Source organism: Paraburkholderia sp. MM5477-R1 (assembly GCF_050436385.1).
Classification (GTDB): domain Bacteria; phylum Pseudomonadota; class Gammaproteobacteria; order Burkholderiales; family Burkholderiaceae; genus Paraburkholderia; species Paraburkholderia tuberum.
Genome location: NZ_JBNDMC010000005.1, coordinates 305,416 through 331,208, shown reverse-complemented (window position 1 = coordinate 331,208; position 25,793 = coordinate 305,416). Strand labels below are relative to the sequence as shown.

Annotated in this window: 23 protein-coding genes; 12 read left to right on the top strand and 11 right to left on the bottom strand. The window is 64.6% G+C overall.

The features are described from left to right. Nucleotides 1-181 precede the first annotated feature (181 nt). From OKW35_RS13825 to OKW35_RS13815, 3 genes are all read left to right on the top strand, one after another. Nucleotides 182-1,072 carry a GNAT family N-acetyltransferase gene (locus OKW35_RS13825; protein WP_184068204.1) on the top strand — a complete coding sequence of 297 codons (891 nt, stop codon included), beginning with the start codon at nucleotides 182-184 and terminating at the stop codon, nucleotides 1,070-1,072. Nucleotides 1,073-1,332: 260 nt separating this feature from the next. Next, nucleotides 1,333-2,733 (top strand): aspartate aminotransferase family protein, encoded by a 1,401-nt coding sequence (locus tag OKW35_RS13820; RefSeq protein ID WP_429552310.1) that lies wholly within the window; start codon nucleotides 1,333-1,335, stop codon nucleotides 2,731-2,733. A gap of 88 nt (nucleotides 2,734-2,821) precedes the next feature. Beyond that, nucleotides 2,822-3,325 (top strand): Lrp/AsnC family transcriptional regulator, encoded by a 504-nt coding sequence (locus OKW35_RS13815; protein ID WP_090811115.1) that lies wholly within the window; start codon nucleotides 2,822-2,824, stop codon nucleotides 3,323-3,325. Nucleotides 3,326-3,417: 92 nt separating this feature from the next. On the opposite strand, the gene OKW35_RS13810 is transcribed toward OKW35_RS13815, so the two are convergent. The 11 genes from OKW35_RS13810 to OKW35_RS13760 form a co-directional block, all read right to left on the bottom strand. Then, entirely contained in the window at nucleotides 3,418-3,819 is a 402-nt protein-coding gene (locus tag OKW35_RS13810) for a helix-turn-helix domain-containing protein (protein WP_429552309.1), read from the bottom strand. Nucleotides 3,820-3,830: 11 nt separating this feature from the next. Next, complete coding sequence (locus OKW35_RS13805) at nucleotides 3,831-5,003, bottom strand: NAD(P)/FAD-dependent oxidoreductase (protein ID WP_187619284.1); 1,173 nt, start codon at nucleotides 5,001-5,003, stop codon at nucleotides 3,831-3,833. Then, nucleotides 5,000-6,376 carry an FAD-dependent oxidoreductase gene (locus OKW35_RS13800; protein ID WP_429402486.1) on the bottom strand — a complete coding sequence of 459 codons (1,377 nt, stop codon included), beginning with the start codon at nucleotides 6,374-6,376 and terminating at the stop codon, nucleotides 5,000-5,002. The genes OKW35_RS13805 and OKW35_RS13800 overlap by 4 nt, the downstream gene beginning before the upstream one ends. Continuing rightward, a complete protein-coding gene (locus OKW35_RS13795) occupies nucleotides 6,355-6,666 on the bottom strand; it encodes a (2Fe-2S)-binding protein (protein WP_184044624.1) in 312 nt (103 codons plus the stop codon). Before OKW35_RS13795 ends, OKW35_RS13800 begins: the two co-directional genes overlap by 22 nt. After that, a complete protein-coding gene (locus tag OKW35_RS13790) occupies nucleotides 6,663-7,439 on the bottom strand; it encodes an amino acid ABC transporter ATP-binding protein (RefSeq protein WP_184005824.1) in 777 nt (258 codons plus the stop codon). The genes OKW35_RS13795 and OKW35_RS13790 overlap by 4 nt, the downstream gene beginning before the upstream one ends. An 18-nt stretch (nucleotides 7,440-7,457) precedes the next feature. Beyond that, the gene (locus tag OKW35_RS13785) at nucleotides 7,458-8,114 is read right to left on the bottom strand and encodes an amino acid ABC transporter permease (RefSeq protein ID WP_018422365.1); all 657 of its coding nucleotides are present in this window, start codon (nucleotides 8,112-8,114) and stop codon (nucleotides 7,458-7,460) included. 114 nt (nucleotides 8,115-8,228) lie between these two features. Next, nucleotides 8,229-9,032, bottom strand: coding sequence for an ABC transporter substrate-binding protein (locus tag OKW35_RS13780; protein WP_429552308.1), 804 nt, complete (start codon nucleotides 9,030-9,032; stop codon nucleotides 8,229-8,231). 77 nt (nucleotides 9,033-9,109) lie between these two features. Continuing rightward, the gene (locus tag OKW35_RS13775; RefSeq protein ID WP_429552307.1) at nucleotides 9,110-10,387 is read right to left on the bottom strand and encodes an NAD(P)/FAD-dependent oxidoreductase; all 1,278 of its coding nucleotides are present in this window, start codon (nucleotides 10,385-10,387) and stop codon (nucleotides 9,110-9,112) included. 81 nt (nucleotides 10,388-10,468) lie between these two features. Beyond that, entirely contained in the window at nucleotides 10,469-11,137 is a 669-nt protein-coding gene (locus tag OKW35_RS13770) for a haloacid dehalogenase type II (RefSeq protein ID WP_090811879.1), read from the bottom strand. Nucleotides 11,138-11,243: 106 nt separating this feature from the next. Further along, a complete protein-coding gene (locus OKW35_RS13765; RefSeq protein ID WP_429552306.1) occupies nucleotides 11,244-12,737 on the bottom strand; it encodes an aldehyde dehydrogenase family protein in 1,494 nt (497 codons plus the stop codon). 464 nt (nucleotides 12,738-13,201) lie between these two features. Then, on the bottom strand, nucleotides 13,202-13,816 hold the full coding sequence (locus OKW35_RS13760; RefSeq protein ID WP_090811100.1) for a cupin domain-containing protein: 615 nt from the start codon (nucleotides 13,814-13,816) through the stop codon (nucleotides 13,202-13,204). Nucleotides 13,817-14,133: 317 nt separating this feature from the next. Here OKW35_RS13760 and OKW35_RS13755 point away from each other — a divergent pair, with 317 nt between their 5' ends. The 9 genes from OKW35_RS13755 to OKW35_RS13715 all read left to right on the top strand — a co-directional run bounded on the left by OKW35_RS13755 (nucleotide 14,134) and on the right by OKW35_RS13715 (nucleotide 25,757). Next, entirely contained in the window at nucleotides 14,134-15,018 is an 885-nt protein-coding gene (locus OKW35_RS13755) for a GNAT family N-acetyltransferase (RefSeq protein WP_429552305.1), read from the top strand. 6 nt (nucleotides 15,019-15,024) lie between these two features. Next, nucleotides 15,025-15,948 (top strand): 2-hydroxyacid dehydrogenase, encoded by a 924-nt coding sequence (locus OKW35_RS13750; protein WP_429552304.1) that lies wholly within the window; start codon nucleotides 15,025-15,027, stop codon nucleotides 15,946-15,948. Nucleotides 15,949-16,042: 94 nt separating this feature from the next. Further along, the gene (locus OKW35_RS13745) at nucleotides 16,043-17,131 is read left to right on the top strand and encodes a tartrate dehydrogenase (RefSeq protein WP_429552303.1); all 1,089 of its coding nucleotides are present in this window, start codon (nucleotides 16,043-16,045) and stop codon (nucleotides 17,129-17,131) included. An 83-nt stretch (nucleotides 17,132-17,214) separates the two neighbouring features. Beyond that, nucleotides 17,215-18,693 (top strand): NAD-dependent succinate-semialdehyde dehydrogenase, encoded by a 1,479-nt coding sequence (locus OKW35_RS13740; protein ID WP_429552302.1) that lies wholly within the window; start codon nucleotides 17,215-17,217, stop codon nucleotides 18,691-18,693. 2 nt (nucleotides 18,694-18,695) lie between these two features. Beyond that, entirely contained in the window at nucleotides 18,696-19,688 is a 993-nt protein-coding gene (locus OKW35_RS13735; RefSeq protein WP_429402493.1) for a M14 family metallopeptidase, read from the top strand. Further along, complete coding sequence (locus tag OKW35_RS13730; RefSeq protein WP_187613530.1) at nucleotides 19,685-20,029, top strand: cupin domain-containing protein; 345 nt, start codon at nucleotides 19,685-19,687, stop codon at nucleotides 20,027-20,029. The genes OKW35_RS13735 and OKW35_RS13730 overlap by 4 nt, the downstream gene beginning before the upstream one ends. A gap of 52 nt (nucleotides 20,030-20,081) precedes the next feature. Next, the gene (locus OKW35_RS13725) at nucleotides 20,082-21,410 is read left to right on the top strand and encodes an NAD(P)/FAD-dependent oxidoreductase (protein ID WP_184068244.1); all 1,329 of its coding nucleotides are present in this window, start codon (nucleotides 20,082-20,084) and stop codon (nucleotides 21,408-21,410) included. A gap of 385 nt (nucleotides 21,411-21,795) precedes the next feature. After that, nucleotides 21,796-22,929 carry a substrate-binding domain-containing protein gene (locus tag OKW35_RS13720; RefSeq protein WP_429552301.1) on the top strand — a complete coding sequence of 378 codons (1,134 nt, stop codon included), beginning with the start codon at nucleotides 21,796-21,798 and terminating at the stop codon, nucleotides 22,927-22,929. Beyond that, nucleotides 22,926-25,757: an ATP-binding protein gene (locus OKW35_RS13715; RefSeq protein WP_429552300.1), complete on the top strand. Its 2,832-nt coding sequence runs from the start codon at nucleotides 22,926-22,928 to the stop codon at nucleotides 25,755-25,757. Before OKW35_RS13720 ends, OKW35_RS13715 begins: the two co-directional genes overlap by 4 nt. Nucleotides 25,758-25,793 lie beyond the last annotated feature (36 nt).

Here is a 25,793-nt window from a genome sequence, read left to right as displayed (position 1 = left end):
ATCGGTGGATTCGACCATTCGAAAACATGGTTTTGAGTGGTCAAAACAGCATGATTTGCCGCTCCTGGCGTTGACCCTGATGTTCTGGACAGGACGCCCCCCACGATGAGAAGTTCGTACTAGTCAATCACCGGGCAACGTGCAACAGTCGCGGCACGGCCGACTATTCACGGAGCGCCCCGTGTCCGATCCAACGCCTCACGCACGTTTCACCTACAGACGCCTGACAGCCGACGACATCCCTGCCGCTCAACGCCTGTCCGCCGCGATCGGCTGGCCGCATCGCCGTGAAGATTGGCGGTTCTCGGCGCGCACCGGGATCGGCTTCGTCGCCGAGACGGCGGGCGCGCTGGTCGGCACCGTGGTGTGCTGGAAGTTCGGCGCGGATCAGGCGACGCTGGGCATGCTGATCGTCGCGCCGGAGCATCGCGGCGTGGGTATCGGCCGCACGTTGCTCGCGCACGCGCTCGACGAGCTTGGCAAGCGTGACATCACGCTCTATGCGACCGAGGCTGGCCTGCCGTTGTGCGACGCGCTCGGCTTCGAGCGCTGCGGCGCGCTCGACCAGATGCAGGGTGCGGCGTTCCGGCCGCCGCTCGTTGCACTGCCCGCCAACGAGCGGCTGCGCCCGCTCGGGGCGAGCGACACGCAGCAACTCGTCGCGCTCGAATCACGCGCTAGCGGCCTCGATCGCAGCCACGTACTGCCGCCGCTGCTCGATCTGGCCGACGGTATCGCGCTCGATCGCGACGGTGAACTACTCGGCTTCTCGCTGTTCCGCCGCTTCGGACGCGGCTTCGTGATCGGCCCCGTCGTCGCCAGCGCGTTTCCCGACGCCGTGCGGGCCAAGGCGCTGATCAGCCATTGGCTCGCGCTGAACGAAGGCGCGCTGTTGCGCATCGACGTGCCGCACGGGCACGGCCTGCGCGAGTGGCTAACCGGCCTCGGTCTCGCACGCTCGGAGACGGTCGTGAAGATGCGCCGGCTTGCATCCGCGCCAGCCGATGGCGAGTCGAGCCGCGCCGACCCGGGGCTGCATCAGTATGCGGTGATCGCGCAGTCGCTCACCTGAGCCAGGTGAAGCCACGCTGAACCGGAACCCGCTGCACCGCGGCGCCTCTCTCTTCCACACGCAAACACGGTCGCTCATGCACGGCAGCGTTGGGGTTCGCCCTGCTATTAAGCACGCCCAGCAGAAAATGCTGTCTGCGGGGTGAAAAACGCTGCGTCGACGCTCTTTAGGCTTTTTTTTGGCTGAACGGCACGCATACGGCTGTCGCTACTATCGAGGGGTGACTCTTACCTGATCGCCACGTGCGGGGAACCACCATCATGTCAAACTCATCGCTGATCGACGCCGACCGCAAGCACCTGATTCACCCGGTCATCAACTATCGCGCGCACGAAGCGCGCGGCACCACCGTACTCGAATCCGGCCAGGGCGCGTATCTGCGCGATATCGACGGCAACGAACTGCTCGACGCATTTGCGGGCCTGTGGTGCGTGAACGTGGGTTACGGCCAGCAGAGCATCGTCGAAGCGGCGACGCGCCAGATGACGAAGCTGCCCTACGCGACCACCTACTTCCACTTCTCGTCGGAACCCGCGATCGAACTGGCCGAAAAACTGGTGTCGCTTGCGCCCGCTTCGCTGCAGCACGTCTATTTCACGCTCGGCGGCTCCGATGCGATCGACTCCGCGATACGCTTCATCACGCATTACTTCAATGCAACGGGGCGTCCGGCGAAAAAGCAGATGATCGCGCTCGAACGTGGCTATCACGGATCGTCGTCGGTCGGCGCGGGGCTCACTGGGCTACCCGCGTTCCACCGCAACTTCGACCTGCCGCTGCCGCACCAGCACCATCTGCCGTCGCCGTATGCGTACCGTCAGCCGCAAGGCGGTGACGCGCAAACGCTGATCGCCGCATCCGTCGCCGCGCTCGAAGCGAAAGTCGCGTCACTCGGGGCGGAGAACGTCGCCGCGTTCTTCTGCGAGCCGATCCAGGGTTCGGGCGGCGTGATCGTGCCGCCGGTCGGCTGGTTAAAGGCGATGCGCGACGCGTGCCGCCGCCTCGACATCCTGTTCGTCGCCGACGAGGTCATCACGGGCTTCGGTCGTACCGGCCCGCTCTTCGCGTGCGAGGCCGAACAGGTCGAGCCGGATCTGATGACGGTGGCGAAGGGGCTGACCTCCGGTTATGCGCCGATGGGCGCGGTGCTGATGTCCGACGAAATCTACCAGGGCATTGCAGGCGATGCCCGCGATACCGCGGTCGTCGGTCACGGTCAGACCTACTCCGCGCATCCGGTAAGCGCCGCCATCGGGCTCGAAGTACTGCGGCTCTATCAGGAGGGCGGTCTGCTCGCGAACGGCATCGCGCAGGCACCGCGCTTTGCCGCCGGGCTCGACGCGCTACTCGCTCATCCGCTGGTGGGCGACTCGCGTCATCGCGGGCTGCTCGGCGCGCTGGAACTGGTCGCGGACAAGAACTCGCGGGCACGCTTCGATCCGTCGCTGAAGCTGCCGGACCGGATCACGGCCGCAGCCTACCGCAACCGCCTCGTGTTCCGCGCATTCGGCGACAGCATTCTCGGTTTCGCGCCCGCGCTGTGCTTCGGCGAGGCCGAGTTCGAACAACTGTTCGGCCGTCTGCGGCGCACGCTCGACGACGTGCTCGAGCAGGCGGAGGTGCGTGCCGCATTGCGCGGCGCGAGCCGCGCGGCCGCCTGAGCGCGTGATAACATCGGCCTGCGCGTTGCTTGACCAAGGCGAAGCGCAACGAAGCGAAAAGCAGAACCTTCGACGGGCAGACCGATACATGACGACAAGCGGCGACACGAAGCTGGACCGGATCGACCTGCGTATTCTTTCGCAACTCCAGAAGAAAGGCCGTATCACGAACGTCGAGCTTGCGGACGCCGTGGGGCTCTCGCCGAGCCCCTGTCTGATTCGCGTGAAAAGGCTTGAAAAAGCCGGCTATATCGTCGGCTACGGCGCACATATCCAACTGCAGAAACTCGGTGACGTGCAGATCGTGTTCACCGAGGTCACGCTCGCCGACCATCGTCGCGAAGACTTCGCCAAGTTCGAGGCGGCGATCCGTCCTGTGGACGAGATCATTGAATGCCATCTGGCGAGCGGCGGCTACGATTACCTGCTGAAGTTCGTCACGCGCAGCGTCAATCATTATCAGAGCGTGATCGAAGGGCTGCTGGAGCGCGACATCGGCATCGAGAAGTATTTCAGCTACGTCATCATCAAGACGCCATTCGTGAAATCCGAATACCCGCTGGAAACGCTCTTCTCGCAGCAGCATCAATGAAGCGGTGATGGTTTCGGCTGCGCGCGCCGGCCCGATCGGGTCGAATGCGTTCGAGGCCACCGGCGCGACGCCGGTGGCCTGTCGACTTGCAGTCAACCATTCGCGCTCAGCCATTCCCCCGGCGTTCTGCCAAGCACACGTTTGAAGTGCCGGCATAGATGGCTTTGATCGAAGAAGCCCACCTCGGTCGCGACGATCGACGGCGGCACGCCTCGTCGCAACAGGCACTGCGCATGCCGTACGCGCACTAGCCGCACATATTGCTGCGGCGACACGCCAATCTCCGCGCTGAAGCGCACCGCAAACCTCGAAATGCTCAACTGCGCGACGGCCGCCAGTTCGGACAGGCTGATTGGCTCGGCGAAACAGGCATCGATGAAGTCGAGCGCACGCTGCACGGCGCGGCTCACGCGATTCGGCGCGCGCGTCGGATGACGGCTCGCGCCCGCAAGCTCAGGCGCGGATGATGATGAGGTTGGGCTCAGGCTCAGCATCGACGCTCCGCTCACGCAACGCGCGAGGTGGGCGGCACTGTCGGTGCCGTCTCCCGACTGGCCGCGAAGCGGCGGATGTCGAACGGCTCGAGCGGCGTGCTGGTGGCGCCGGTGTCGATCAGTTCGGCCATCGTGTCGCCTACGCCCGGACCAAGCTGAAAACCGTGGCCACAAAAACCGAACGCATAGAACAGTCCGCTGGTCGTCCCGCTTGCACCCATGATCGGTTTGTCATCGGGCATATAGCCCTCCACGCCGCTCCACACCCGGATGATGCTCAGCTTGCGCAGCATCGGCGCGACCCGCTGCAGCTGTCTGAACTGCAGCAACGTGCTTGACGGGAGAACCTTCGCGCGGCGTTCGTCGAGATACGCAGGCGCACGCGCGCAGCCGCCGATCACGATATTGCCGCGCGCGACCTGTCGGAAATACACCACCTCTTCGATCTGCGGCGACGACACGCCGACCACCGGCTGGATCGCATACGGCACGGGTTCGGTAACGGCCATCTGTGGACCGTTGACGGCGATCGGCACCGCTTCGCCAAATTGCTCCGACAGCAGGTTGCCCCACGCACCCGCCGTGATCAGCAGCACGGGCGCATGGAACGTGCGGCCGTCGGCGCTCGTGGCGCGAAACTCGGCGCCCTCTTTTTCCACCGTCACGACATCGCAGTTTTCGACGATCTGCGCACCGAGCCGAGCCGCGGCGCGGGCGAACGCGGGCGCCGCGAGGCGCGGATTCGCGTGCCCGTCCATCTGCGAATAGGAGCCCGCCAGCACCTCCGCACCGAGAAACGGAAACCGCGCGCGCAGCGCGTCGCCGCGCAACAGGTCGAGCTTGAGACCGTAGTGCGCGGCCTCCTTCGCATAGGTTTCGAACTGGTCGGCCTGCTCTTCGCGATAACAGACGCGGACATGGCCCGACATCAGAAACTCGGCGTCGTGCTGGATCAATTCCGGCAGACGCCCCCAGATTTCGCGCGAACGGTTCGCCAGCGGCAACTGCGGCAGAAAGCGCCCTTGACGGCGCACGTTACCGAAGTTGGTGCCGCTCGCCTGCTGCCCGACGAGCTGGCGCTCGAGCAGGATCACCGAGCGGCCCCGCTGCCTCAGAAAAAATGCGGCGGACGCACCCATGAACCCGCCGCCCACGATCAGAACATCGGCTTGTGCACGGTTCACTCGGTATCCTCCACGGTCGCGATGGCCAGCGGCTTTACCGGCGCCTGTCCACGAAGTCTGCCAACCTGCTCGAGCGGCACGTTCGCCGCCGCCGCGATCACCTCCGCACCCGCATGGCCGCAGTAACGTCCCTGACAGCGCCCCATACCGACACGGCTAAAGGCCTTGGCACGGTTCGCTTCCTGCGCGCCTTCATCGCGCACCACGCGGCGCAGTTCGCCCGCGGTGATGCCTTCGCACCGGCAAACGATCGTATCGTCGGACAGACGCGCCGCCTGCGCGGCAGGCCACGCAAACGCCTCTGCCAGACCCAGCCGGAAGCGATCCATTTTGCGCTGTTCGCGCGTCAACGCGTCGAGCGTGGTCGCCGCAACGGGCCGCCCGAGATCGCTCAGCGCAGCGTGGGCCGCGAGCCGTCCGGCGACCTCGGCGCCGTCCGCGCCGAGCACGCGCGCGCCATCGCCCGCGATATAGACGCCCTTTTCGCTACTGCGACCGAGTTCGTCGAGTTGCGGCACCCATTGCCGCGTGATCGCGTCGAACCGGAACGCACAGCGCGCGAGATCGGCAAGCTGGGTTTCCGGCCGCAGGTGATAGCCGAGACCGACCGCGTCGCATTCGACCTGCGCGACGTTGCCGCGCGCATCGCGAAAGCGTACGCCTAGCACGCCGTCGTCCGGAGTGCCGAGAATTTCGAGCGGCTCGATGCCGTTTTCCACCCGCACGCCTGAGCGCTTCAACGCGCTCACGAGCGCGCGGCCCTTGCGCAATACGTCGACGCGCGCCAGCAATTTGGGCAGCGCGCGCAAGCGCGCACCGGTCTTCGACGTGTCGAGTACTGCCGCTACCCTGGCGCCCGCCTGCACATACTGGTTCGCGACCAGATACAGCAATGGGCCGGTACCCATGAAAACGACCTGACGGCCAATCGCGCAGGCCTGCGACTTCAGCGCGATCTGCGCGGCACCGAGGCTGTAGGTACCGGCGAACTGCCAGCCTTTGACCGGCATCAACCGGTCGGTCGCGCCGGGGCACAGGATCAGCGCGTCGTAGCGCAACACGCTCGCGTGTCCTTCATGCACGATATGCAGCTTGCCTTGCGCGACGTTCCACGCCAGCGTCTGCGGACGGTAATCGATCTGCGGGCGCAGTCGCTCGAACGTTTGATGGAGGTTCTCCGCGCGCGCGGCTTCCGTGCCGTACAGCTTCGAATACGGCCGCGTGAAGCCATCGGGCTGACGCCGGTAGATCTGGCCGCCATCGCGCCTGCCTTCGTCGACGACGATCGGGCGGATGCCGGCCGCCAGCAGCGTTTGCGCGCAGCGCACCCCTGCAGGCCCTGCGCCGACGATTACGATGCGAGGTTCGGCCATTGCGCCTCCGGTTGCGTCGTGACGACGCGCATGCCTGCTTCGACCACCGTGGTGCAGGCGCGCAGCCGCTCGCCGTCCGCGGTCCATACCCAGCAGTCCTGACACGCGCCCATCAGGCAAAAACCCGCGCGTTGTTCCGCGCCGAACTCGGACTGCCGCACATGCCGCACCGAGCACAGCATCGCAGTGAGCAGCGTGTCGCCGGCCAGCGCTTCGACCGGCGCGCCGTTGATCGTCAGTTCGACTTTGGCGCGAACCGTCTCGCCTACGCGTACGAATCTGCCGTTCATGCCGCGGCTCCTGCCATACCGTCGGGCGCGACATGAGCGTCGCTGCGATTGGTCAGCACGTGGCGCAGGAACTCGCGGGTGCGCGCCTCGCGCGGCGAGCCCAGCACCTGCTGCGCCGTGCCCTCCTCGATGATGAGTCCCGCGTGCAGAAAACACACCCGGTCTGCCACCTCACGCGCAAAGCCCATTTCGTGGGTGACCACCAGCATCGTCATGCCTTCCCGTGCAAGGGTGCGCATCACGCCGAGCACTTCGCCGACCAGTTCTGGATCGAGCGCCGAGGTCGGCTCGTCGAACAGGATCGCCTTCGGCTTCATCGCGAGCGAGCGCGCAATCGCCACCCGTTGCTGCTGCCCGCCCGAAAGCTGATGAGGATAGGCGTGCAGCTTGTGGCCGAGCCCTACCTTGTCGAGCAGTTCAGACGCTTCGCGTTGCGCGTCCGCGCGCGCGAGGCGCTTGACGTGCACCGGCCCTTCCATCACGTTCTCGAGCGCCGTACGGTGCGGGAACAGGTTGAAGCGCTGAAACACCATGCCGACCTGGGTGCGCAACTGGTTGATGTTACGCGCGCGCTGTTCGACGCGCTCGCCGAGCAGACGAATTTCGCCTTCGTCGTATGACTCCAGCGCGTTAATGCAGCGCAGCAGGGTTGACTTTCCCGAGCCCGACGCACCGATCAGGCAGACCACTTCGCCCTGGCGGACGTTGAGCGAAATGCCCTTGAGAACGGGTACGGTGCCAAAGCTCTTGTGCACATTCGTGATTTCGATCATCGCATCCTCACTTCGCACTTATCTCGCCCTGTGCCGACCGAAACGTCGTTCAAGCGTGCGGGTCATGCTCATCAGCGGCAAGCTCATCGCGAGATAGCCGAGCGCGACGAGCGTATATACCGTCAGATTCTGAAACGTCGACGACGCGATCAGTTGGCCTTCGCGCGTCATTTCGGCGACCGTGATGGTCGACGCGAGCGATGAATCCTTCAGCATCATCACGAGCGTGTTGCTGTACGGCGGCAGCGCGACCTTGATCGCCTGCGGCAGGATCACCCGTATCATCGTCTTCACGCGGCCCATGCCGATCGACTGCGCGGCTTCGTACTGGCCCGGATCGACTGCCTCGATACCCGCCCGGAAAATTTCCGCGACGTAAGTCGAGTAACCGAAACCAAGCCCAATGATGCTGGCTTGCAGCGCCGACACCTGGATGTGGATTTCCGGCAGCACGAAGTAGATGTAGAACAGCAGCACGATCATCGGCAGGCCGCGCACGACGTTGATCATCGTGCTCACACCGCGTACGACGAGGGGATAGCGCGACATCTTCAGCAATGCCCAGGTCAGGCCGAGCACGGTGCTCAACACCAGACAACCCAGCGTGATGACGATGCTCATCACCGCGCCTTGCAGCAAAATCGGTACAAAGTCGGCTATATCTTGCCAGTGCATGTCGTGCCTTCCATTGCTCTTCGTATTCGTTCAGTCCGCCGCGCCGCTGCGCGACGGACCTGGCAGGACGAGTCCCGCGTCGCCGCGGGCACGGCTCCTTTCACGCGAAGCCAATCAGCTCACGAGGTGCCACTTTTTGAGGATCGCGTCGAGCGTGCCGTCGGCCTTCATCTTCGTCAGCGCGTCGTTGATCTTCGCCATCAGCGCGCTGTTGCCCTTCTTCACCGCGATCGCGATGTCGAACTTTTCCATCGGCACATACGCGTCGTCGACCCGCGTCCCCGCCATCGCGCCCGCTGCTTCCTGGGCCTTCAGGATCGGATAGTCGTTGAAGCCCGCGACGATGCGGCCTAGCGCGACATCGCGCGTCATGTCGGCGGGGCTGTCATACATCTTCACTTCGGTGAAGATGCCGAGTTTCTTCAACTGATCGCCGTAGTCGGTACCGGTCGGCGCCCCGATCGTCATGCCCTTCAGGTCCTGCACCGAGTGATAGACCGCCTTGTTCGTGTCCTTCACGATGATGCCTTCGCCAAACGCCGTCACCGGCTGCGAGAAATCGACCACTTCGGCGCGCTTCGGCGTCGGCGTCATGCCGGCAACGATGATGTCGATCTTGCCCGATACCACCGACTGGATCAGCGCCGAGAACGGCACCGCGTCGTACGACACGTTAAAGTTTTCGCGCTTGCCGATCTCCTTGACGACATCCGGCATCAGGCCTTCGATCTGCTGCGTCTTCACGTTCATGAACGTGGTCGGCGCGCTCGACGGCGGCGAGCCGGCGGTGAGCGTCGCCGTTTCGGCAGCGTGGGCGGCGCCGAACATCATCGTCATCGCGAAGCCCGCGCCGGCGGCAAAGCGCTGCACAGTGTTGAAGCGGACGGCGGCTGCAGGCTGGAACATGAAACGCAACATGGGGATTTCCTCTGGGAATAGTGATTTTCAATCTACGCGCTGCCCGACCATCTAACGGTAGCGATCAGTCGATCCATTCAATGCAGTACATCCTGCAACCTGTAATACGCGCCGACGAGCGGCAGAAACCACGCGCGTCCAAAATGTCCTGGAATCGCGGGCCATTCGAGCGTTCGCCACGGATTGCGCGAGGCGGCGCCGAACATCACGTCGGCCATCAGACGACCCATGTGCACGGACATCTGCACACCGTGGCCGCTGTAGCCCATTGAATAGAACAGTCCTTCATGCTGGCCCGCGCGCGGCAGCCGGTCGGCCGTCATGTCGACGAGGCCGCCCCAGCAATAATCGATGCGCACGTCGGCCAGTTGCGGGAAATAGCCCGCGAGCCCATCACGCAGAATCCGCCCGCTTTTCTCGTCCGAACGCGGATTCGACATCGCGAAGCGCGCGCGGCCGCCGAACAGCAGACGCTCGTCCGGCGTGGCACGAAAATAGTTGCCGATGTTCAGCGTCGTCACATACGAGCGGCGCGTCGGCAACACCGCATCGAGGCGCGCCTTGCCAAGCGGCTCGGTTGCGACGATGAAGCTGCCGACGGGCGCGATGCGGCGCCGGAACCATTGCAGCGGACCGACCTGCGACGCGCCGGTGGCAATCAGCACGCGCTCGGCGCGTACCGTCCCGAGCGGACACTGCACGTCGAACGCGTTGCCGCCGAGCGGCTTGAGGTTCGTCACCGGCGTGTTCTCGTAGATCTGCGCCCCACGCCGTGCCGCTGCCGTGCCGAGACCCACGCCGAATTTGCCCATGTGCATCTGCATGCCGTTGCGTTGCACGAGGCCGCCGAAAAAGCTGTCCGACCCGACCTCGTTGCGAATCTGCTCGGGCGGCACGAGTTCGACATCGGAATCGACTTCGCGCCGCAACACCTCGTACGACTTCGCGAGCGACGCGAAATGCTGCGGTTTAGCGGCGAGTTTGATCTTCCCGGAGTGGCGCAGATCACAATCGATCTGCTCCTCCCCGATGATCGTTTTCACCGTTTCGACGGCGCCGGCATACGCACGGTAGAACTCCGACGCGCGTTCGCTGCCGATGCGCGCGGACAACGCCGCGTAGTCCTGCGCGACGCCCGTATTGCAGTGGCCGCCGTTCCGGCCCGATGCCTGCGCCGCGAGTCGGCCCGCCTCGAACACGATCACCGACATGCCACGTTTGGCCAGCTCCAACGCAGCCGACAGCCCGGTGAAGCCGCCGCCGACCACCGCAACGTCCACCCGCTGCGGTAGCGGACCCTGGGCGCCGCTGGTAAAGCGTGGCGCAGTGTCGAGCCAGTAGGAGTCGAGCTTCATCGTGATGCGTTCCTGTCGGTTGGTTGCGCCGCTTTCAGCGGCGCGCGGGAAGCGATGTCGTGAGAAGGCCGGACGTGCGAATCAGAGGCCGAGCAGCGATGCCAGTTGCGGAATGCCCGACACTTCGTTGACGCCGTAATACGGGTTCAGCGGCTCGTGACCGCGGTTGACGAACGCCTTGTGTTTGATGCCCATGTCGTACGCGGTCATCAGGTCATAGCGGAAGCTCGACGACACATGCAGCACGTCTTCCGGATTGCAGTCCAGTTGCGAGAACATGTACTCGAAGGCTTTCTGCAGCGGCTTGTACGCCTGTGCCTGCTGGGCGGTGTAGACCTTGTGGAACGGCGCGCCGAGCTTGTCGACGTTGCTGTGGATCTGGTCGTTCGACGCATTCGACAGGATCACGAGCTTGTACTTCGAGGCCAGTCGCGACAGCCCTTCCGGCACGTCCGCGTGCGGGCCCCAGCTCGGCACGGCCTCGTAGATCTTCAGTGCGGTCGCTTCGTCGAACGGCACGCCGGTGCGTTCGCAGGTGCGGCGCACCGAGTTCACGACCACGTCGCGATAGGGCTTCCATGCGCCCAGCACTTCGTCGAGGCGGTAGCCACGGAAGAACTCGACAAACTCATCCATCTTCGCCTTGTCCAGCTTGTCGCCGTAAAGCTCGCGCGCGGTCTGGCCCATCTGGAAGTTGGTCAGCGTGCCATAGCAGTCGAAAGTGATGTACTTCGGCTCGAAATCGATCATGGTCAACATCCTGTCGTCGTGGCGAACCTGGTTGCAGGCTCGGGGTTCAGTTTCGGGTTGAATCAGTGCGGTTGATGCTTGCGTATATCAGGTGTAAAGCCGTGCTTCACAGCGTTTCGAAATCGATCAGCACACTCTTGTGCCGCATGCTCGCCACCATCGCTTCGCGGCCGAGATCCTTGCCGATACCGGACTGGCCGAAGCCGCCCGTCGGAATGATCATGTCGCCGCTGCGGCCGTAACGGTTGATCCAGATGGTGCCCGCGGCGATGCGGCGCATCGCCCGCAGCGCCTGACCGATGTCGCTGCTATGGACCCCCGCCGCGAGACCGTAGATCGGATGCGCGGCGAGCGCGATGCCCTCTTCCTCGTCGGCGAATGTCTGTACCGTCAGCACCGGGCCGAATAGTTCCTCGCGCACGGCGGGCGTCTCTGAAGTCACATTGGCGAGCAGCGTCGGGCGGTGGAAATAGCCTGCGTCGGTGCCTTCGAAAAAACCGCCGCCGAAGATCACTTCCGCGCCGCTCTCGCGGCTCTGCCCGATCAGCGCTTCGATGCGTCGCGCCTGGGCGGCATTGATGATCGGCGAATAAGCGGTGCGGCTGTCCCACAGCGGGCCGGGCTCGATCGGCTGCAGTTGCCGTTGAATGGCGGCGATCAGCGGCTCGGCAATGCGCTCGTGCACGATCAGCCGCGTGCCGGCCACGCAGGCCTGGCCGCCGTTGGCCGTAAAGCCGCGGGCGACGCAGCGCGCCGTATGCTCGAGGTCCCGCACATGTTCGAACACCAGTTGCGGGCTCTTGCCGCCGAGTTCCAGCGTGACGGGCTTGGTGCCGTGCATCGCGGCGTCGCTCATGATCGCGGCGCCCGTGCGTGTCGAACCGGTGAAGCTCATCTTCGAGATGCCTGGGTGACGCGTCAGCGCGGCGCCCGCCGTCGCTCCACGGCCATTCACCACGTTGAAGATGCCGGGCGGAATGCCGGCTTCGATGGCAAGTTCCGCGAGACGCAGCGTCGAGAACGGCGTCATTTCCGACGGTTTCATCACGACCGCGTTGCCCGCCGCGAGCGCGGGACCGCACTTCCATGAACACATCGACAGCGGAAAATTCCACGGTGTAATCGCACCGATCACACCGTACGGCTCCGATGCAACAAAACCGAGACTGTCGCGGCGCGTGGCCGCGATATCGCCACCGAGCTTGTCGGCCAGCTCCGCGAAGAAGCGGATCGCCTCCGCGGTGAACGGCACATCTGATGTATAGCTTTCCGTCACCGGACGCGTCGAGCTGACCGTTTCGAGTTGGGCGAGGCTCACCGCATCGCGATCGATCAGATCGGCCCAGCGGCTCAGCACCTTCGCGCGCTCGCGCGGAGAGCGGGTGCCCCAGCCGCTCGTCTTCCATGCCGCTAGCGCATTGCTGACTGCGTGATCGACGGTGGCGTCCGACGCGTCCGGCACATGGCCAAGCAGCGCGCCGTCCGATGGCCGGTGAACGGCGATCTGCGCTTCGCCCGCCGAATAGTACGCACCGCCAATGAAATGCCCCTGCGGCAACGGCACGGCTGAAGGATCGAAATCGAGTGACGGAGTGGACATGTCCGGCCTGATCAGTAGGTTCAAGTGTGTGGTGCCGCGTGCGCATACGCACTGATGACTGCGGCACCACTCGGCACTGCTGTTCGCCATCGCGACCGCCGAATGAACGAACATCGGATGAAGTTCATTTTAATGAACACGAAATGAAATACTAGTGGTCAAAAATAAACTGTGTGAAAAGTTCGTTGTGCGCTGCAATACATTGCCTGCCTCGGAGAGCACACCGCCGCACTGGTGGGCACGGGCCGCAAGCCCACACGGCTGGGGCGCGCACGAGCGAGGCGAGGCGACGCGACACGCCCGTTCCGTCGTGCAATGCAAAACCGAAAAGTGAATGAGAGAAAGGCGTTGACGTCAGCCGCCGTCCGTGCGAACCGGACGCGACGCGTCAGAGCGAGCGGGGAAAAGAGAGGGAAGACAGCGCCGCTTGCCACACGACATGCGGCTCCGGTACAACAAACAGATCAAAGATGAATGACGGGCGGCTGCGTGTTCATGATCCACAGCAAACGGGCAGTCTTCCTGCTTTCGTTACGCACGCTATGCGGCACCGTGCTCTTGAACTGGAAGCTGTCTCCCGCGCGCAGTTCGGAGCGCCGGTCTCCGACATTCAGCACGACCGTGCCTTCCAGCACCAGGCCCGCCTTCTCGCCGATGCCCACCAGCACCTCTTCGGAACCGGAGCCGGCCGGCAGCATGATGATCATCATCTGCAAATCGTGATCGCCATGCGGCGACAGCAATTCTTTCTGCATGCCGTTCTTGCCGACTTCGAACAGCGGCCGCTCGGCCGCCTTGCGCACGAAATCGCCGGTGATCGGGTCCGAGACCGCGTCGTCTTCTTCGAGCAGCGCGGTCAGCGGAACCTCCAACGCCAGGCGCAGGCGCTCGAGAATACGCACCGACGGATTGGCCTTGTTGCGCTCGACCTGACTGACGGTGCCGACCGACACGCCCGCGCGCATCGCCAGTTCGTTGATCGACAAACCCTGCGCGACGCGCAGCGCGCGCAGACGAGCGCCGACGTCGCCGGGACCGGGGTCGGCCGTGCGCTTCTTGCTGAGCTCGGTTCGCTGCATGTGTCTCCCGTTGATGACGCTGCGGCCGGCTGCCCATGTGCCGCCGGTGCGGTTGTTGTGCTGGGCGCGCACGGTCGCATCCGACGAGACGCCAGCCGCCTCGTTACAATGAACGCCCGTTCAATTTTCAGCATTATATTGAATATAGCACCCGCGGGGTGAACGCCAAAAATACCTGTGCAATTGCGTTGCGCGTCGCTGCCGCCGTGAAGCAGACCCGAGCACACACCGGCCCGAATAACAAAAAGATCGTCCTATGAAGCAGGCACCGGGAATGCCACAGTCTAGGCTGTTCATGCCGCCAGCAGGAGTTTGCAGTGTCCGAATCAACCGTGAAGAAATCACTGACCTATCGCCGCTTCACTTCCGATGACATCGCCGCCGCGCACGGCCTCTCGGTTGCGGTGCGCTGGCCGCACCGCGCCGATGACTGGCGCTTCATGTACGACGCCGGCACCGGCTTCGTCGCCGAAGACAATGGCGCCGTGATCGGCACCGCGCTCTGCTGGAAATTCGGCGCGGACCGCGGCACGCTCGGCCTCGTGATCGTCTCGCCGGACGAACAGGGCCGTGGCATTGGCCGCAAGCTGATGGAACTGGTGCTCGAAGAACTTGGCAACCGCGTGACCTTCCTGCACGCAACGGTCGCGGGCAAGCCGCTTTATGAAAAGCTCGGCTTCGTCAGCTGCGGCGGACTCACCCAGCATCAGGGCACGCTCGGCAGCGTGGCCGCTGTCGCGCCGCCGCCCGGCGAACAGTTGCGTGCCGCGAGGCCGGACGACACGCCGAAGCTGATCGAACTCGCGTCGCGCGCGAGCGGCTTCGACCGCAGCGCGACGATACCGGCGCTGCTCGGGTTCGCGCAAGCCGTGGTTCTCGAACGTGACGGCGAAGTGGTCGGTTTCTCGCTGTTCCGTCCGTTCGGACGCGGCTACTCGGTTGGACCGGTGGTCGCGCAGCATGGGTCCGACGATCTGCGTGCCCGCGCACTGATTTCGTACTGGCTCGCGCAGCACGCCGGCGACTTCGTGCGGATCGACGTGCCGGACGACGCCGGCATCAACGACTGGTTGACCCATGTCGGCATGCCGCGCGTCGACTCGGTCGAAAAGATGGTGCGCAACGCGCCCGCCGACTTGTGCGAGGTGGCCCCGGACCCGGGCTGGCGCGCGTTCGGCATCATCAATCAGGCGATGGCGTAACCGCCAATGACCGTCCTCTACAAGGCCGATCCGGTGCGTGGAGCGCTATGGGCCGAGCGCTTCGCGCAGCTAGCGCCCGACGTGCCGTTCCAGGTGTGGCCGGACATCGGCGATCCTACGGCCGTGCGCTATCTGGTCGCGTGGCAACCGGGAGACCTCGCGCTCACGCTGCCGAATCTCGAAGTGGTGTTTTCGGTCGGCGCGGGAGTCGATCAACTGGATCTGTCGCAGATTCCGGCGCATCTGCCGGTGGTGCGGATGCTCGAGCCGGGCATCGTCGAAGGCATGGTCGAATATGTCACCGAGGCGGTGCTGGCGATTCACCGCGATCTGTTCGATTACGGGTTGCAGCAGCGGGCGCGCGTCTGGCAGCCGATGCCGTTGCGCGCCGCCGCGTCGCGTCGGATCGGCGTGCTCGGCCTCGGCATGCTTGGCCGCGCGGTACTGGAACGTTTGCGGCTGTTCGGCTTCGCCTGCGCGGGCTGGAGCCGCTCGAAGCATGAGCTCGAAGGGATCGACTGCTATGCGGGCGAGGCCGGGCTCGATGAGTTGCTTGCCCGTGCCGACATCCTGATCTGTTTGCTGCCGCTCACGGACGCCACGCGCGGCCTGCTCTGCCGGCGGGTATTCGACATGCTGCCGCGAGGCGCGTCGCTGGTTCACGTCGGCCGCGGACCGCAACTCGTCAGCGCCGATCTGCTCGACGCGCTGCAACGCGGGCAGATTCACAGCGCGGTGCTCGATGTCACCGACCCGGAGCCGTTGCCCGCCGACCATCCGCTGTGGGCGCAACCGCGCGTGCGCATCACGCCGCATATCGCGAGCGCGACGCGGCCCGAATCGGCCGTCGATGCGATACTGGAAAACCTGCGCCGCTATCGCAGCGGCGAGCGGATGAACGGCTTGATCGACCGGACACGCGGCTACTGATACCCATGCGCGGCCCGGCCCCCGAACGCAACCCCATTTCGCCATCCGCGCGGCGTCGGCAGACGGCGCGCGATCACGGCAAGGAGAGAGACGTATGACCCGCAAATACCGCATTGCCGTGATTCCCGGCGACGGCATCGGCACCGAAGTGATGCCCGAAGGCCTGCGCGTGCTGGACGCCGCATGCAAACGCTTCGACATCGGCATCGACTACCGCCATATCGAATGGGCGTCGTGCGACTACTACGCGCAACACGGCCAGATGATGCCCGACAACTGGAAGGCGCAACTGCAGGACTGCGATGCGATTCTGTTCGGCGCGGTCGGCTGGCCCGACAAGGTGCCCGACCATATTTCGCTGTGGGGTTCGCTCCTGAAGTTCCGCCGCGAATTCGACCAGTACGTGAACCTGCGCCCCGCGCGGCTGTTCGAAGGCGTGCCCTGTCCGCTCGCCAACCGCAAGCCGGGCGATATCGACTTCATGATCGTGCGCGAAAACACCGAAGGCGAGTATTCGTCGGTGGGCGGCACGATGTTCGAGGGCACCGAGCGCGAAGTCGTGATGCAGCAGTCGATCTTCACGCGCCACGGCACCGAGCGCGTGATGAAGTTCGCGTTCGACCTTGCACGGCGTCGAGCGAAAAAACTCACGGTTGCAACGAAGAGCAACGGTATCGCGATCAGCATGCCGTGGTGGGACGCCCGCGCCGATGAAATGGCCGCCCGCTACCCGGATGTGAAGATGGACCGTCATCACATCGACATCCTGTGCGCGCGCTTCGTGCTGAACCCGGATCGCTTCGACGTGGTGGTCGCATCGAACCTGTTCGGCGACATCCTTTCCGATCTCGGGCCGGCGTGCACGGGGACGATCGGCATCGCGCCGTCGGGCAACCTGAATCCCGATCGGCGCTTTCCGTCGCTGTTCGAGCCGGTGCATGGCTCGGCGCCCGACATCGCCGGCAAGGGCATTGCCAATCCGGTCGCGATGATCTGGTCGGCCGCGATGATGCTCGACTTTCTCGGCCACGGCGCGGGTGTCGAGCGCGATGCGCACGACAGCATCGTCGCCGCGATCACGCGGGTGCTGAAGGAAGGCCCGCGCACGGGCGACCTGGGCGGCAGCGCATCGACCACGGAGGTCGGCGCGGCGATCGCGGCTCGGGTCGCCAACCCGTCCTGATCACTCACAGAGCAGGCAGCACTGACTGCCCGGCGCGCGTCGGGCGCTCTGCCATCGCATGCCAACCGGCACGGAGACCTCATATGAGCACGAATCTCGAACAACAGGCCCGCGCGCTGATCCGCACGGAGAACTTCATCAACGGCGAGTGGGTCGCCGCCGCGAGCGGTCGGCGTTTCGCGGTCACCGATCCGGCAACCGGCAAGCTGATCGCGGAAGTTGCCGACAGCGGCCCCAGCGACGCGCGAGCGGCCACGGACGCCGCCGCTAAAGCGCTGCCCGCGTGGCGCGCGAGGCTGGCCAGCGAACGCGCGGCGGTACTGCACCGCTGGCACGCGTTGATCGTCGCGAATCGCGACGCACTCGGTGCGTTGATCTCACTCGAACAAGGCAAGCCGCTCGCCGAAGGACGCGCCGAGGTGAACTATGGCGCGTCGTACGTCGCGTGGTTCGCCGACGAAGCCACCCGCATCTACGGCGACCTGATTCCGCAGCAGCAGCGCGGCAAACGGATGAGCGCGGTCAAGGAACCGATTGGGGTCGTCGCGGCCATCACGCCCTGGAATTTTCCGCTTGCGATGATCGCGCGCAAGATCGCACCCGCGCTCGCGGCGGGCTGCACGGTGGTCGCGAAACCCGCGGAAGACACGCCGCTTACGGCGATCGCACTGGTGATGCTGGCGCACGAGGCGGGCGTGCCGAACGGCGTGCTCAACCTGATCTCGGCTTCGCGTGCGGCGGCGGCCGAGACGGTCGGCGACTGGCTCGCCGACAGCCGTGTCCGCAAGATCACGTTCACCGGATCGACGCCCGTCGGCAAGCATCTCGCGCGCGAATCGGCGGGCACGCTGAAGAAGCTCTCGCTGGAGCTCGGCGGCAATGCGCCGTTCATCGTATTCGACGACGCCGACCTCGATGCCGCGGTCAATGGCCTGCTGGCCGCGAAATTCCGCAATGGCGGGCAGACCTGCGTGTGTCCGAACCGCGTCTTCGTGCAGCGCGGCGTATACGAACGTTTCTCCGCGCTGCTGTGCGCGAAGGTGGCCGAACTGCGGGTCGGACCCGCCAGCGACCCCGCCTCGCAGATCGGGCCCATGATCAATGAGCGCGCTGTGGACAAGATCGCTCGTCATGTCGAGGACGCGCTCGAGAACGGCGCACTCGTGCTGACGGGCGGACGACGGCTCACCGAGCTGGGACCGCACTACTACGCGCCCACGGTGCTGGGTAACGCCACGTCGTCGATGGTGCTGTGCGGCGAGGAAACCTTCGGCCCGGTCGTGCCGCTGTTCCCATTCGACAGCGAGCAGGAAGCGGTGCAGGCCGCCAACGACACGCCGTTCGGGCTCGCCTCGTACTTCTACAGCGAGAACATGCGCCGTATCGAGCGTGTCTCGCGCGCGCTGGAAGCTGGCATCGTCGGTATCAACGAAGGCGCGCTCGCTTCAGAATCGGCGCCGTTCGGCGGTGTGAAGGAATCCGGCTACGGTCGCGAAGGATCGAAGTATGGTCTCGATGACTATCTGTCGATCAAGTATCTGTGTCAGGGAGGTCTGGAGTAAACATGGAAGCCTATCCGATCGAAGTCGAATTTCCGGACCTCTCGGCGCACGCCGACGGCAATACCGGCATTGCATACGTGCACTCGTTCGACTCCGGCCAAGCCGGGCCGCACGTGATGATCAATGCGCTCACGCATGGCAACGAAGTGTGCGGCGCGATCACCGTCGACGCGTTGTTGCGCAGCGGCCTGCGCCCGCGCCGCGGCAAGCTCACGCTGTCGTTCGCGAACGTCGCCGCGTATGCGCGGTTCGATCCCGCGACACCAGACAAAGCGCGTTTCGTCGATCAGGACTTCAACCGTGTCTGGACCGCCGCGAAGCTCGACGATCTGGCGACCCGCTCGTCGGAACTCGATCGTGCGCGCGCGATGCGGCCGGTGATCGACACAGTGGATCTGCTGCTCGACCTGCATTCGATGCATGAAAAAAGCGCGCCGCTGATCGTCGCGGGGCCGCTGCGCAAGGGAGCCGAACTGGCCGAGCGGCTCGGCACGCCCGCCACCGTGATTCAGGACGAAGGCCATCCCGAAGGCCGCCGGATGCGCGACTACGAGGGCTTCGGCGACGACACGAGTCCGAAGAATGCCCTGTTGATCGAATGCGGCCAGCACTGGGAAGCCAGCGCGGTGACGGTTGCGCGCGACTGCACCGCGCGCTTTCTGTTGCTGTCGGGCATCGTCGACGCAGCCGACCTGCCGCCCGGCTGGATCGCGCCATTGCCCGACGAAATGCGCATCGTGCGCGTGACCGAACCGGTCGTCGCCAGGAGCATGGATTTCCGTTTCGCGGGTCCTTACACCGGCCTCGAGACGTTCGACAAGGCCGGCACCGTGATCGCATGGTCCGACGGTCAGCCAGTCTCGACTCCGTACGATGACTGCATGCTGGTGATGCCCTCACTGCGCCAGTTGCGCGCCGGCGTCACCGTGGTCCGGCTAGGCCGGATCGAACGACGTATCGACCTCCGCTCACGACAACAGGAAACAGCGCAATGAAAGTTCAGCAGATCAGGCAAGCCGCGGAAGTCTCCGCACTGGAGGATTGGGGAACCGCGGGCCTGCCCGGTACCGAACCGTCGCGTGTATCGGGACGCCAGTACGTCATTCCCGGTCACGAAGCAATCGATACCGGCGTGTTCGAGTGCTCGCCCGGCACCTATCGGCGCTCCGTCAAGCAGGCGGAGGTGATGCATTTCATCAAGGGCAGCGGCAGCTTCACGCCCGACGGAGAAGACACGGTCCGCTTCGCCGCCGGCGACACGCTATTTTTCCAAGCCAACACGGAAGGACTCTGGAACATCGATGAAACGCTGCGGAAGATCTATGTGATCTTCTGACAGCGTACGCACCCGGTACCCGGCTGCTCATGTCAATCATGGTTGCTCAAACATGCTAAGAATCGACGAAGTCCCGAATAGCGAGGGGTTCCCCGATCGCTGCGACGTAGCCGTGATCGGCGGCGGCATTATCGGCGTCAGCACCGCTTACGAGCTGGCACGGCGCGGCGTATCGGTCGTGCTGCTCGAAAAAGGCATCATTGGCGCGGAGCAGTCGGGGCGCAACTGGGGTTGGGTGCGTCAGCAGAACCGCGACCTTTACGAGTTGCCGCTCGCGATGCAGAGCCTGAAGCGTTGGGGCGAGTTGAGCGACGAACTCGGCGAGGACATCGGTTTTCGGCGCAGCGGCATTCTGTACGCAAGCGAGCAGTCTGCCGATGTCGCCCAGTGGGAAACATGGCTCGGCAAGGCGCGCGCGCTCGGCTTCGACAGTCAGCTGCTGTCGGCTCGAGAACTGGCCGCGCGCGTTCCGCATAGTCGGGCGAAGTGGGCGGGCGGCGTGTGGTCGCATTCCGATGGACGCGCGGAGCCGTCGCGAGCAGCGCCCGCCATCGCAAGAGGCGCGCAACGACTCGGCGCGCGCGTGCATCAGACCTGTGCGGTTCGCGGACTCGATAGCAGCGCGGGTCGAATCTCCGGCGTATGGACCGAGCGCGGCCGGATTGGCGCGAGCAGCGTCGTGCTGGCCGGCGGCGCGTGGAGCGCCCTGTTCTGCCGGCACCATGGGATCGATCTGCCGGCGGTCAATGTGATCGGCACCGCGTTGCGCACGGCGGAAGCGCCGGCCGTGATAGACGGGTGCTTCTCCGGCCCGAACTTCGCGATGCGGCGGCGGCTGGACGGCGGCTACACGATCGCGGTGCCGGGCTATGGACGCATGGAGATCGCGCCACAGAACCTGCGGCACGCGGTCAAGTTTCGCCAGATGTTCCGCAGCAAACTCAACAAGAAGCTCAAATTCCGGATCGCGCAACCTTTCTTCGGCGGCCCCGAAGGAAGTGCGGACTGGGGCCACGACGACATCTCTCCGTTCGAGGTGACGCGGGTTCTCAATCCCGTGCCCGATGCCGAGTGGCCGACGCGTGCACTGCAAAACGTTGCGACGGTCTTTCCCGAACTGTCGGGATTGCGTATCGCTCATGCGTGGGCAGGCGCGATCGACACGATGCCCGATCTGGTGCCGGTGATGTCACACGTGGAGAGCAAGCCGGGCCTTGTGATCGCTTCGGGGTTCAGCGGTCATGGATTCGGGCTGGGACCGGGAGCCGGCATGCTGGTTAGCCGCATCGTGACAGACGACGCGACTGGGATCGAGACACAGCCATATCGATTGACGCGCTTTAGCGATGGCACCCGGCTGGCGAAACCCGAGATGATGTAACACCCGACGTCGCCCCGCGAAATCTCATGTTCCCAGCCCGATCGCGGGAAGATGCAGTTTCGACCGTTTCACCGCCATTCCTCAACCCCGGATACGGCGAAGCGGCTTCCGTGCCAAACGACACTGCCAGTCGTCATGCTGTCGTACCTGCTTGCAGTCGAGAAACTCCATGGCTTGCGATCGATGAACGATTGATTGCGCAATCGTGGCGAACACTGACCATCAGACCATTGCAGTTGAGTGCCGACCACGCTTGATCCAATCTGCGCCAGCGCATGACCGATGACACGCGGGAATCGGCTTGTAATATCCTGCTAAAAAGGTCATCCGCGAGCGGCTTTGGGCAACCCCAATCGACCTCGACGGAGCCCATGGGGGGAACAGCATGAAGGGCTTCCTTCTGGCGTTGGCTTGCGCGTGTGTGCTGCCGGCCGCCGCCGCGCAGGATTTATTGCCTGGCCCTGCGCCCGGAGCCCCGGTCGCCGCGGCGGACTTCCTGGCCTTGGCCAGGCGAGTGGTCGACGCCGCTTCGCGACCCGCTGCACCCTGGAACGGGCCACGCAAGGGGCCACCCGCGCAATCTGGAAAACACATCGCGGTCGTCACCGAGGATTTGCGCAACGGCGGCATCCTCGGTGTGGTCGATGGTGTACTGGAGGCGGCCAAGGTGATCGGCTGGCGCGTGAGGATCTTCGATTCCGCGGGTGCGGCCGACCTGCGTCTGAAGATGCTCGCGAATGCGCTGGCAAGCCACCCCGACGGTCTGATCCTCGCCGGCGGCGACGCACGCGCGCTGCTCCCCGCACTGCGGCCGTTTGCCGAGAACAACATCCCGATCGTCGGCTGGCATGTCGCGGCCCGGGCCGGACCGGTGCCCGGCACGCCCGTGGCGATGAACGTGGCGACGGATCCGCTCGAGGTCGCGCGCGTGACCGCGCTGGCGGCCATCGTGCAGTCCGGCGGGCATGCGGGTGTCGTCATCTTCACCGATTCCAATTTCCGAATTGCGCAAGGCAAGGCGGATGAAATGGCTGCCGTCGTTCGCGCGTGCAGTGGCTGTACCCTGCTTGAAGTGCGCGACGTGGCGATTTCGCGCAGCCGGGAACTGGTGCCGGGGACGACACGCGCCCTGCTCGCGCGTTACGGCCCGCGCTGGAACTGTGCGCTGGCGATCAACGACATCTACTTCGACTACGCCGCCCCGGTGTTGACTCAGGCGGGAATGCCGAACGCTGCAATGATCATGCTGTCGGCTGGCGACGGCAGCGAGTCCGCCTTCCTGCGCATCCGCACCGGCACGTTCCAGACCGGCACCGTGGCCGAACCCCTGAATCTGCACGGCTGGCAACTGGTCGACGAAATGAACCGACTCTTCGCGGGCGTCGGCGTCACGGGTTACGTGACGCCGGTGCATCTGGTGACGGCGGACAACGTCGCCGCGGACGGCGGCGATCGTCTACTCTACGACCCTGACAACGGCTATCGCGACATTTATCGTCAGATCTGGCAACGACCGTGAAACTGCCTTTCCCACAATCGCTCACCGCTCAATTTGCGCTCGTTGTTTCGTGCCTGGCCGCGCTGGTGGTCGTCGTCGGAGCCACGACGATTTACTCGTTGACCGGTTCGGCCCACTCGATCCGCCAGCTGGCCGAAGAGCGGCTCACGCGCCTCGCGGATGCGCAGGATCTGGTACAGCACACGCTGACCATTGAACGCCTCGCATTGCAGTTGTCTCGCGACGATACGATCGATGCCGTGCGCGAGACCCATCGGCATGTGCTCGAACAGCTGGCATCCTTCGACCGCCTGGTTGACCGCCTGGCCTCCGCGGCCGCAAGCGACGACCCAGAGGTCGACGCGCTGACGCTTTATCGGTCGAGCCAACGCTTTCGCAACATCGTCAACATCGAGGCGCAGGTGCGCGAGACCGCGCTCGGCACTCGGGGTGCGCCGGCGGATGGGCAACGGCCGGGCGTGTCGCTGACCAGCCTCGACAAGGATCTGCGCGGCGCGGCCGAGGCTCTGGCCGTCGCGGCGCAACGGCAGTCCGATTATTTGACGCGCGACTACCGCGAAGCAGTCCAGGATCTGGCCGTTCGCGCAGATCGCACACGCAAATGGGTGGCAGGTGGAGTCGCGGTGAGCCTGCTGCTCACCTGGCTAATCGCCCGCGAATTCCTCGGGCGCCATGTCGTGGCGCGCCTGCGCCGCGTCAGTCACTTTCTGCGGCACGGCGATGCCGGGAGCACGCAAGCCGTAGTCCCTGTGCACGGCGGCGACGAGATTGCCGATATGGCGCGCGCAGTCGAGCAGTTCCTTGAAGACCGGCGCCGGCGCCGCCAGGCCGAGGATGCGTTGAAGGAGCTCAACGCCGGACTCGAGGCGCGCGTCGCACAGCGCACGGCCGAACTCAGTACGGCGCTTGCGGGTCAGGCGGCCGAGATCGCCGAACGTCAGCACGCCGAAGACGCCGTCCGGGAAAGCGAGAACTTTCTTAACAGCATCGTCGAAAACATCCCGGACATGATCTTCGTCAGGGAGGCCGCGACCTTGCGCTTCGTGCGCTGCAACAAGGCGACAGAGCAACTTCTCGGTTACCGGCGCGAGGAGATCCTCGGCCGGTCCGTCCACGACCTGTTTCCCACCGAGGAGGCTGAATTCTTCGCGCTCAAGGACCGGGCCGTGCTGGAGTCGCGACACATGATCGACATACCGGAAGAGCCGGTTCATACGCGACATGGCGTGCGCCTGGTGCACACGATGAAGATCCCGATCGCCGATGTGCGCGGCGTGCCGCAGTTCCTGCTCGGCATCTCACGCGACATCACGGAGCACAAGCATGCCGAAGCGGAATTGCGGCGCTACCGCGAGCACCTCGAAGACATGATCCGCGAACGGACAGCGGAACTCGCCGTGGCCAAGGAACATGCAGATACGGCCAACCAGGCAAAAAGTGACTTTCTCGCGCACATGAGCCACGAACTGCGTACGCCGCTGAACGCGATTCTTGGTTACGCGCAGATCCTCACACGCGACACGACACTCGATCAACGCCAGATCGACGGACTCGCGGTCATCCAGCGCAGCGGCGAACACCTGCTGACGCTCATCGACGACATCCTGGATATAGCCAAGATCGAAGCTGGACGAATGGAACTCAATCTTTCCGACGTTCCGCTCGAACAGTTCGTCTGTTTTGTTGCCGAGACGATGCGGGTCAAGGCAACGGAAAAGGGACTCGCCTTCGATTGCGACATGCCGCCCGATCTGCCCGCGGCTGTCCGGGTGGACGAAATACGGCTGCGTCAGGCGCTGCTCAACCTGCTTTCCAATGCGATCAGATTTACCGAGCAGGGGAGCGTGCATCTGAGCGTCGCTTTTATGCCGCCCGCGCGACTATGTTTCAAAGTGCAGGACACCGGCATTGGGATAGATGAAGGGCGCCTGGAGGAAATCTTCAGGCCTTTCGAGCAAGTGAGCGACGACCGGCACCGCTTTGGCGGCACGGGGCTCGGGCTCGCCATCAGCCGGCAACTCGTACGCCTGATGGGCGGCGACATCCATATCGAGAGTCGCCGCGATATTGGCAGCGTCTTCTCGATCGAGCTGGATGTCCAGGTGGTGGCGCCCCCGGCGGCTGTCGCCGCGTCCGGACGGATCGTGAGCGGTTACAAGGGGCCGCGCAAGGCTATCCTGGTCGCAGATGACGTGGCGGAGAACCGTGCCGTGATGGTCGATATGCTGGGTCCGCTCGGATTCGACATGGCGGAGGCTGGCAACGGATCCGAAGCTCTGGAGAAAACCCGCACCCTGCATCCTGCGCTTGTCCTGATGGATGTGGTCATGCCCGGGATGGACGGGCTCGAAGCCACGCGTCGCCTGCGCCAGATGCCCGAGTTCCGGGATCTGCCCATCGTCGCAGTCTCCGCAAGCGCCTCGGGGACCGATGCGGCGCACAGTCTCGCGGCCGGCGCAAACGCTTTTCTTGCCAAACCGATCGATTTCGGCCGGCTATTGTCCCATGTCGCGTCGCTCATGAATGTCGAGTGGATCGACGAAGCGAGCAAGGCGCAAGTCACTGGCGCGGACCACACGGCTGTACCCGCTGCCGCTCCTTTTACCGCGCCCTTGATGGCACCGCCGCAGGGGGAGATCGAAACGCTGCACTACCTGGCGCGACTCGGCGACATGCGTGCCATCGTGCAACACGCCCAACACTTGAGCGAGCTCGACGAGCGCTATCGACCCTTCGCAGACCACCTTTGCCGGTTGGCGAAGGCTTACCGGTCCAAGGCGATCCTCAGCTTCGTCGAGCAATATCTGGAAAAGAGACTACTGCGGTGATTCGCGCCTCAGAACGCGAACCGCATCATCCTTCGT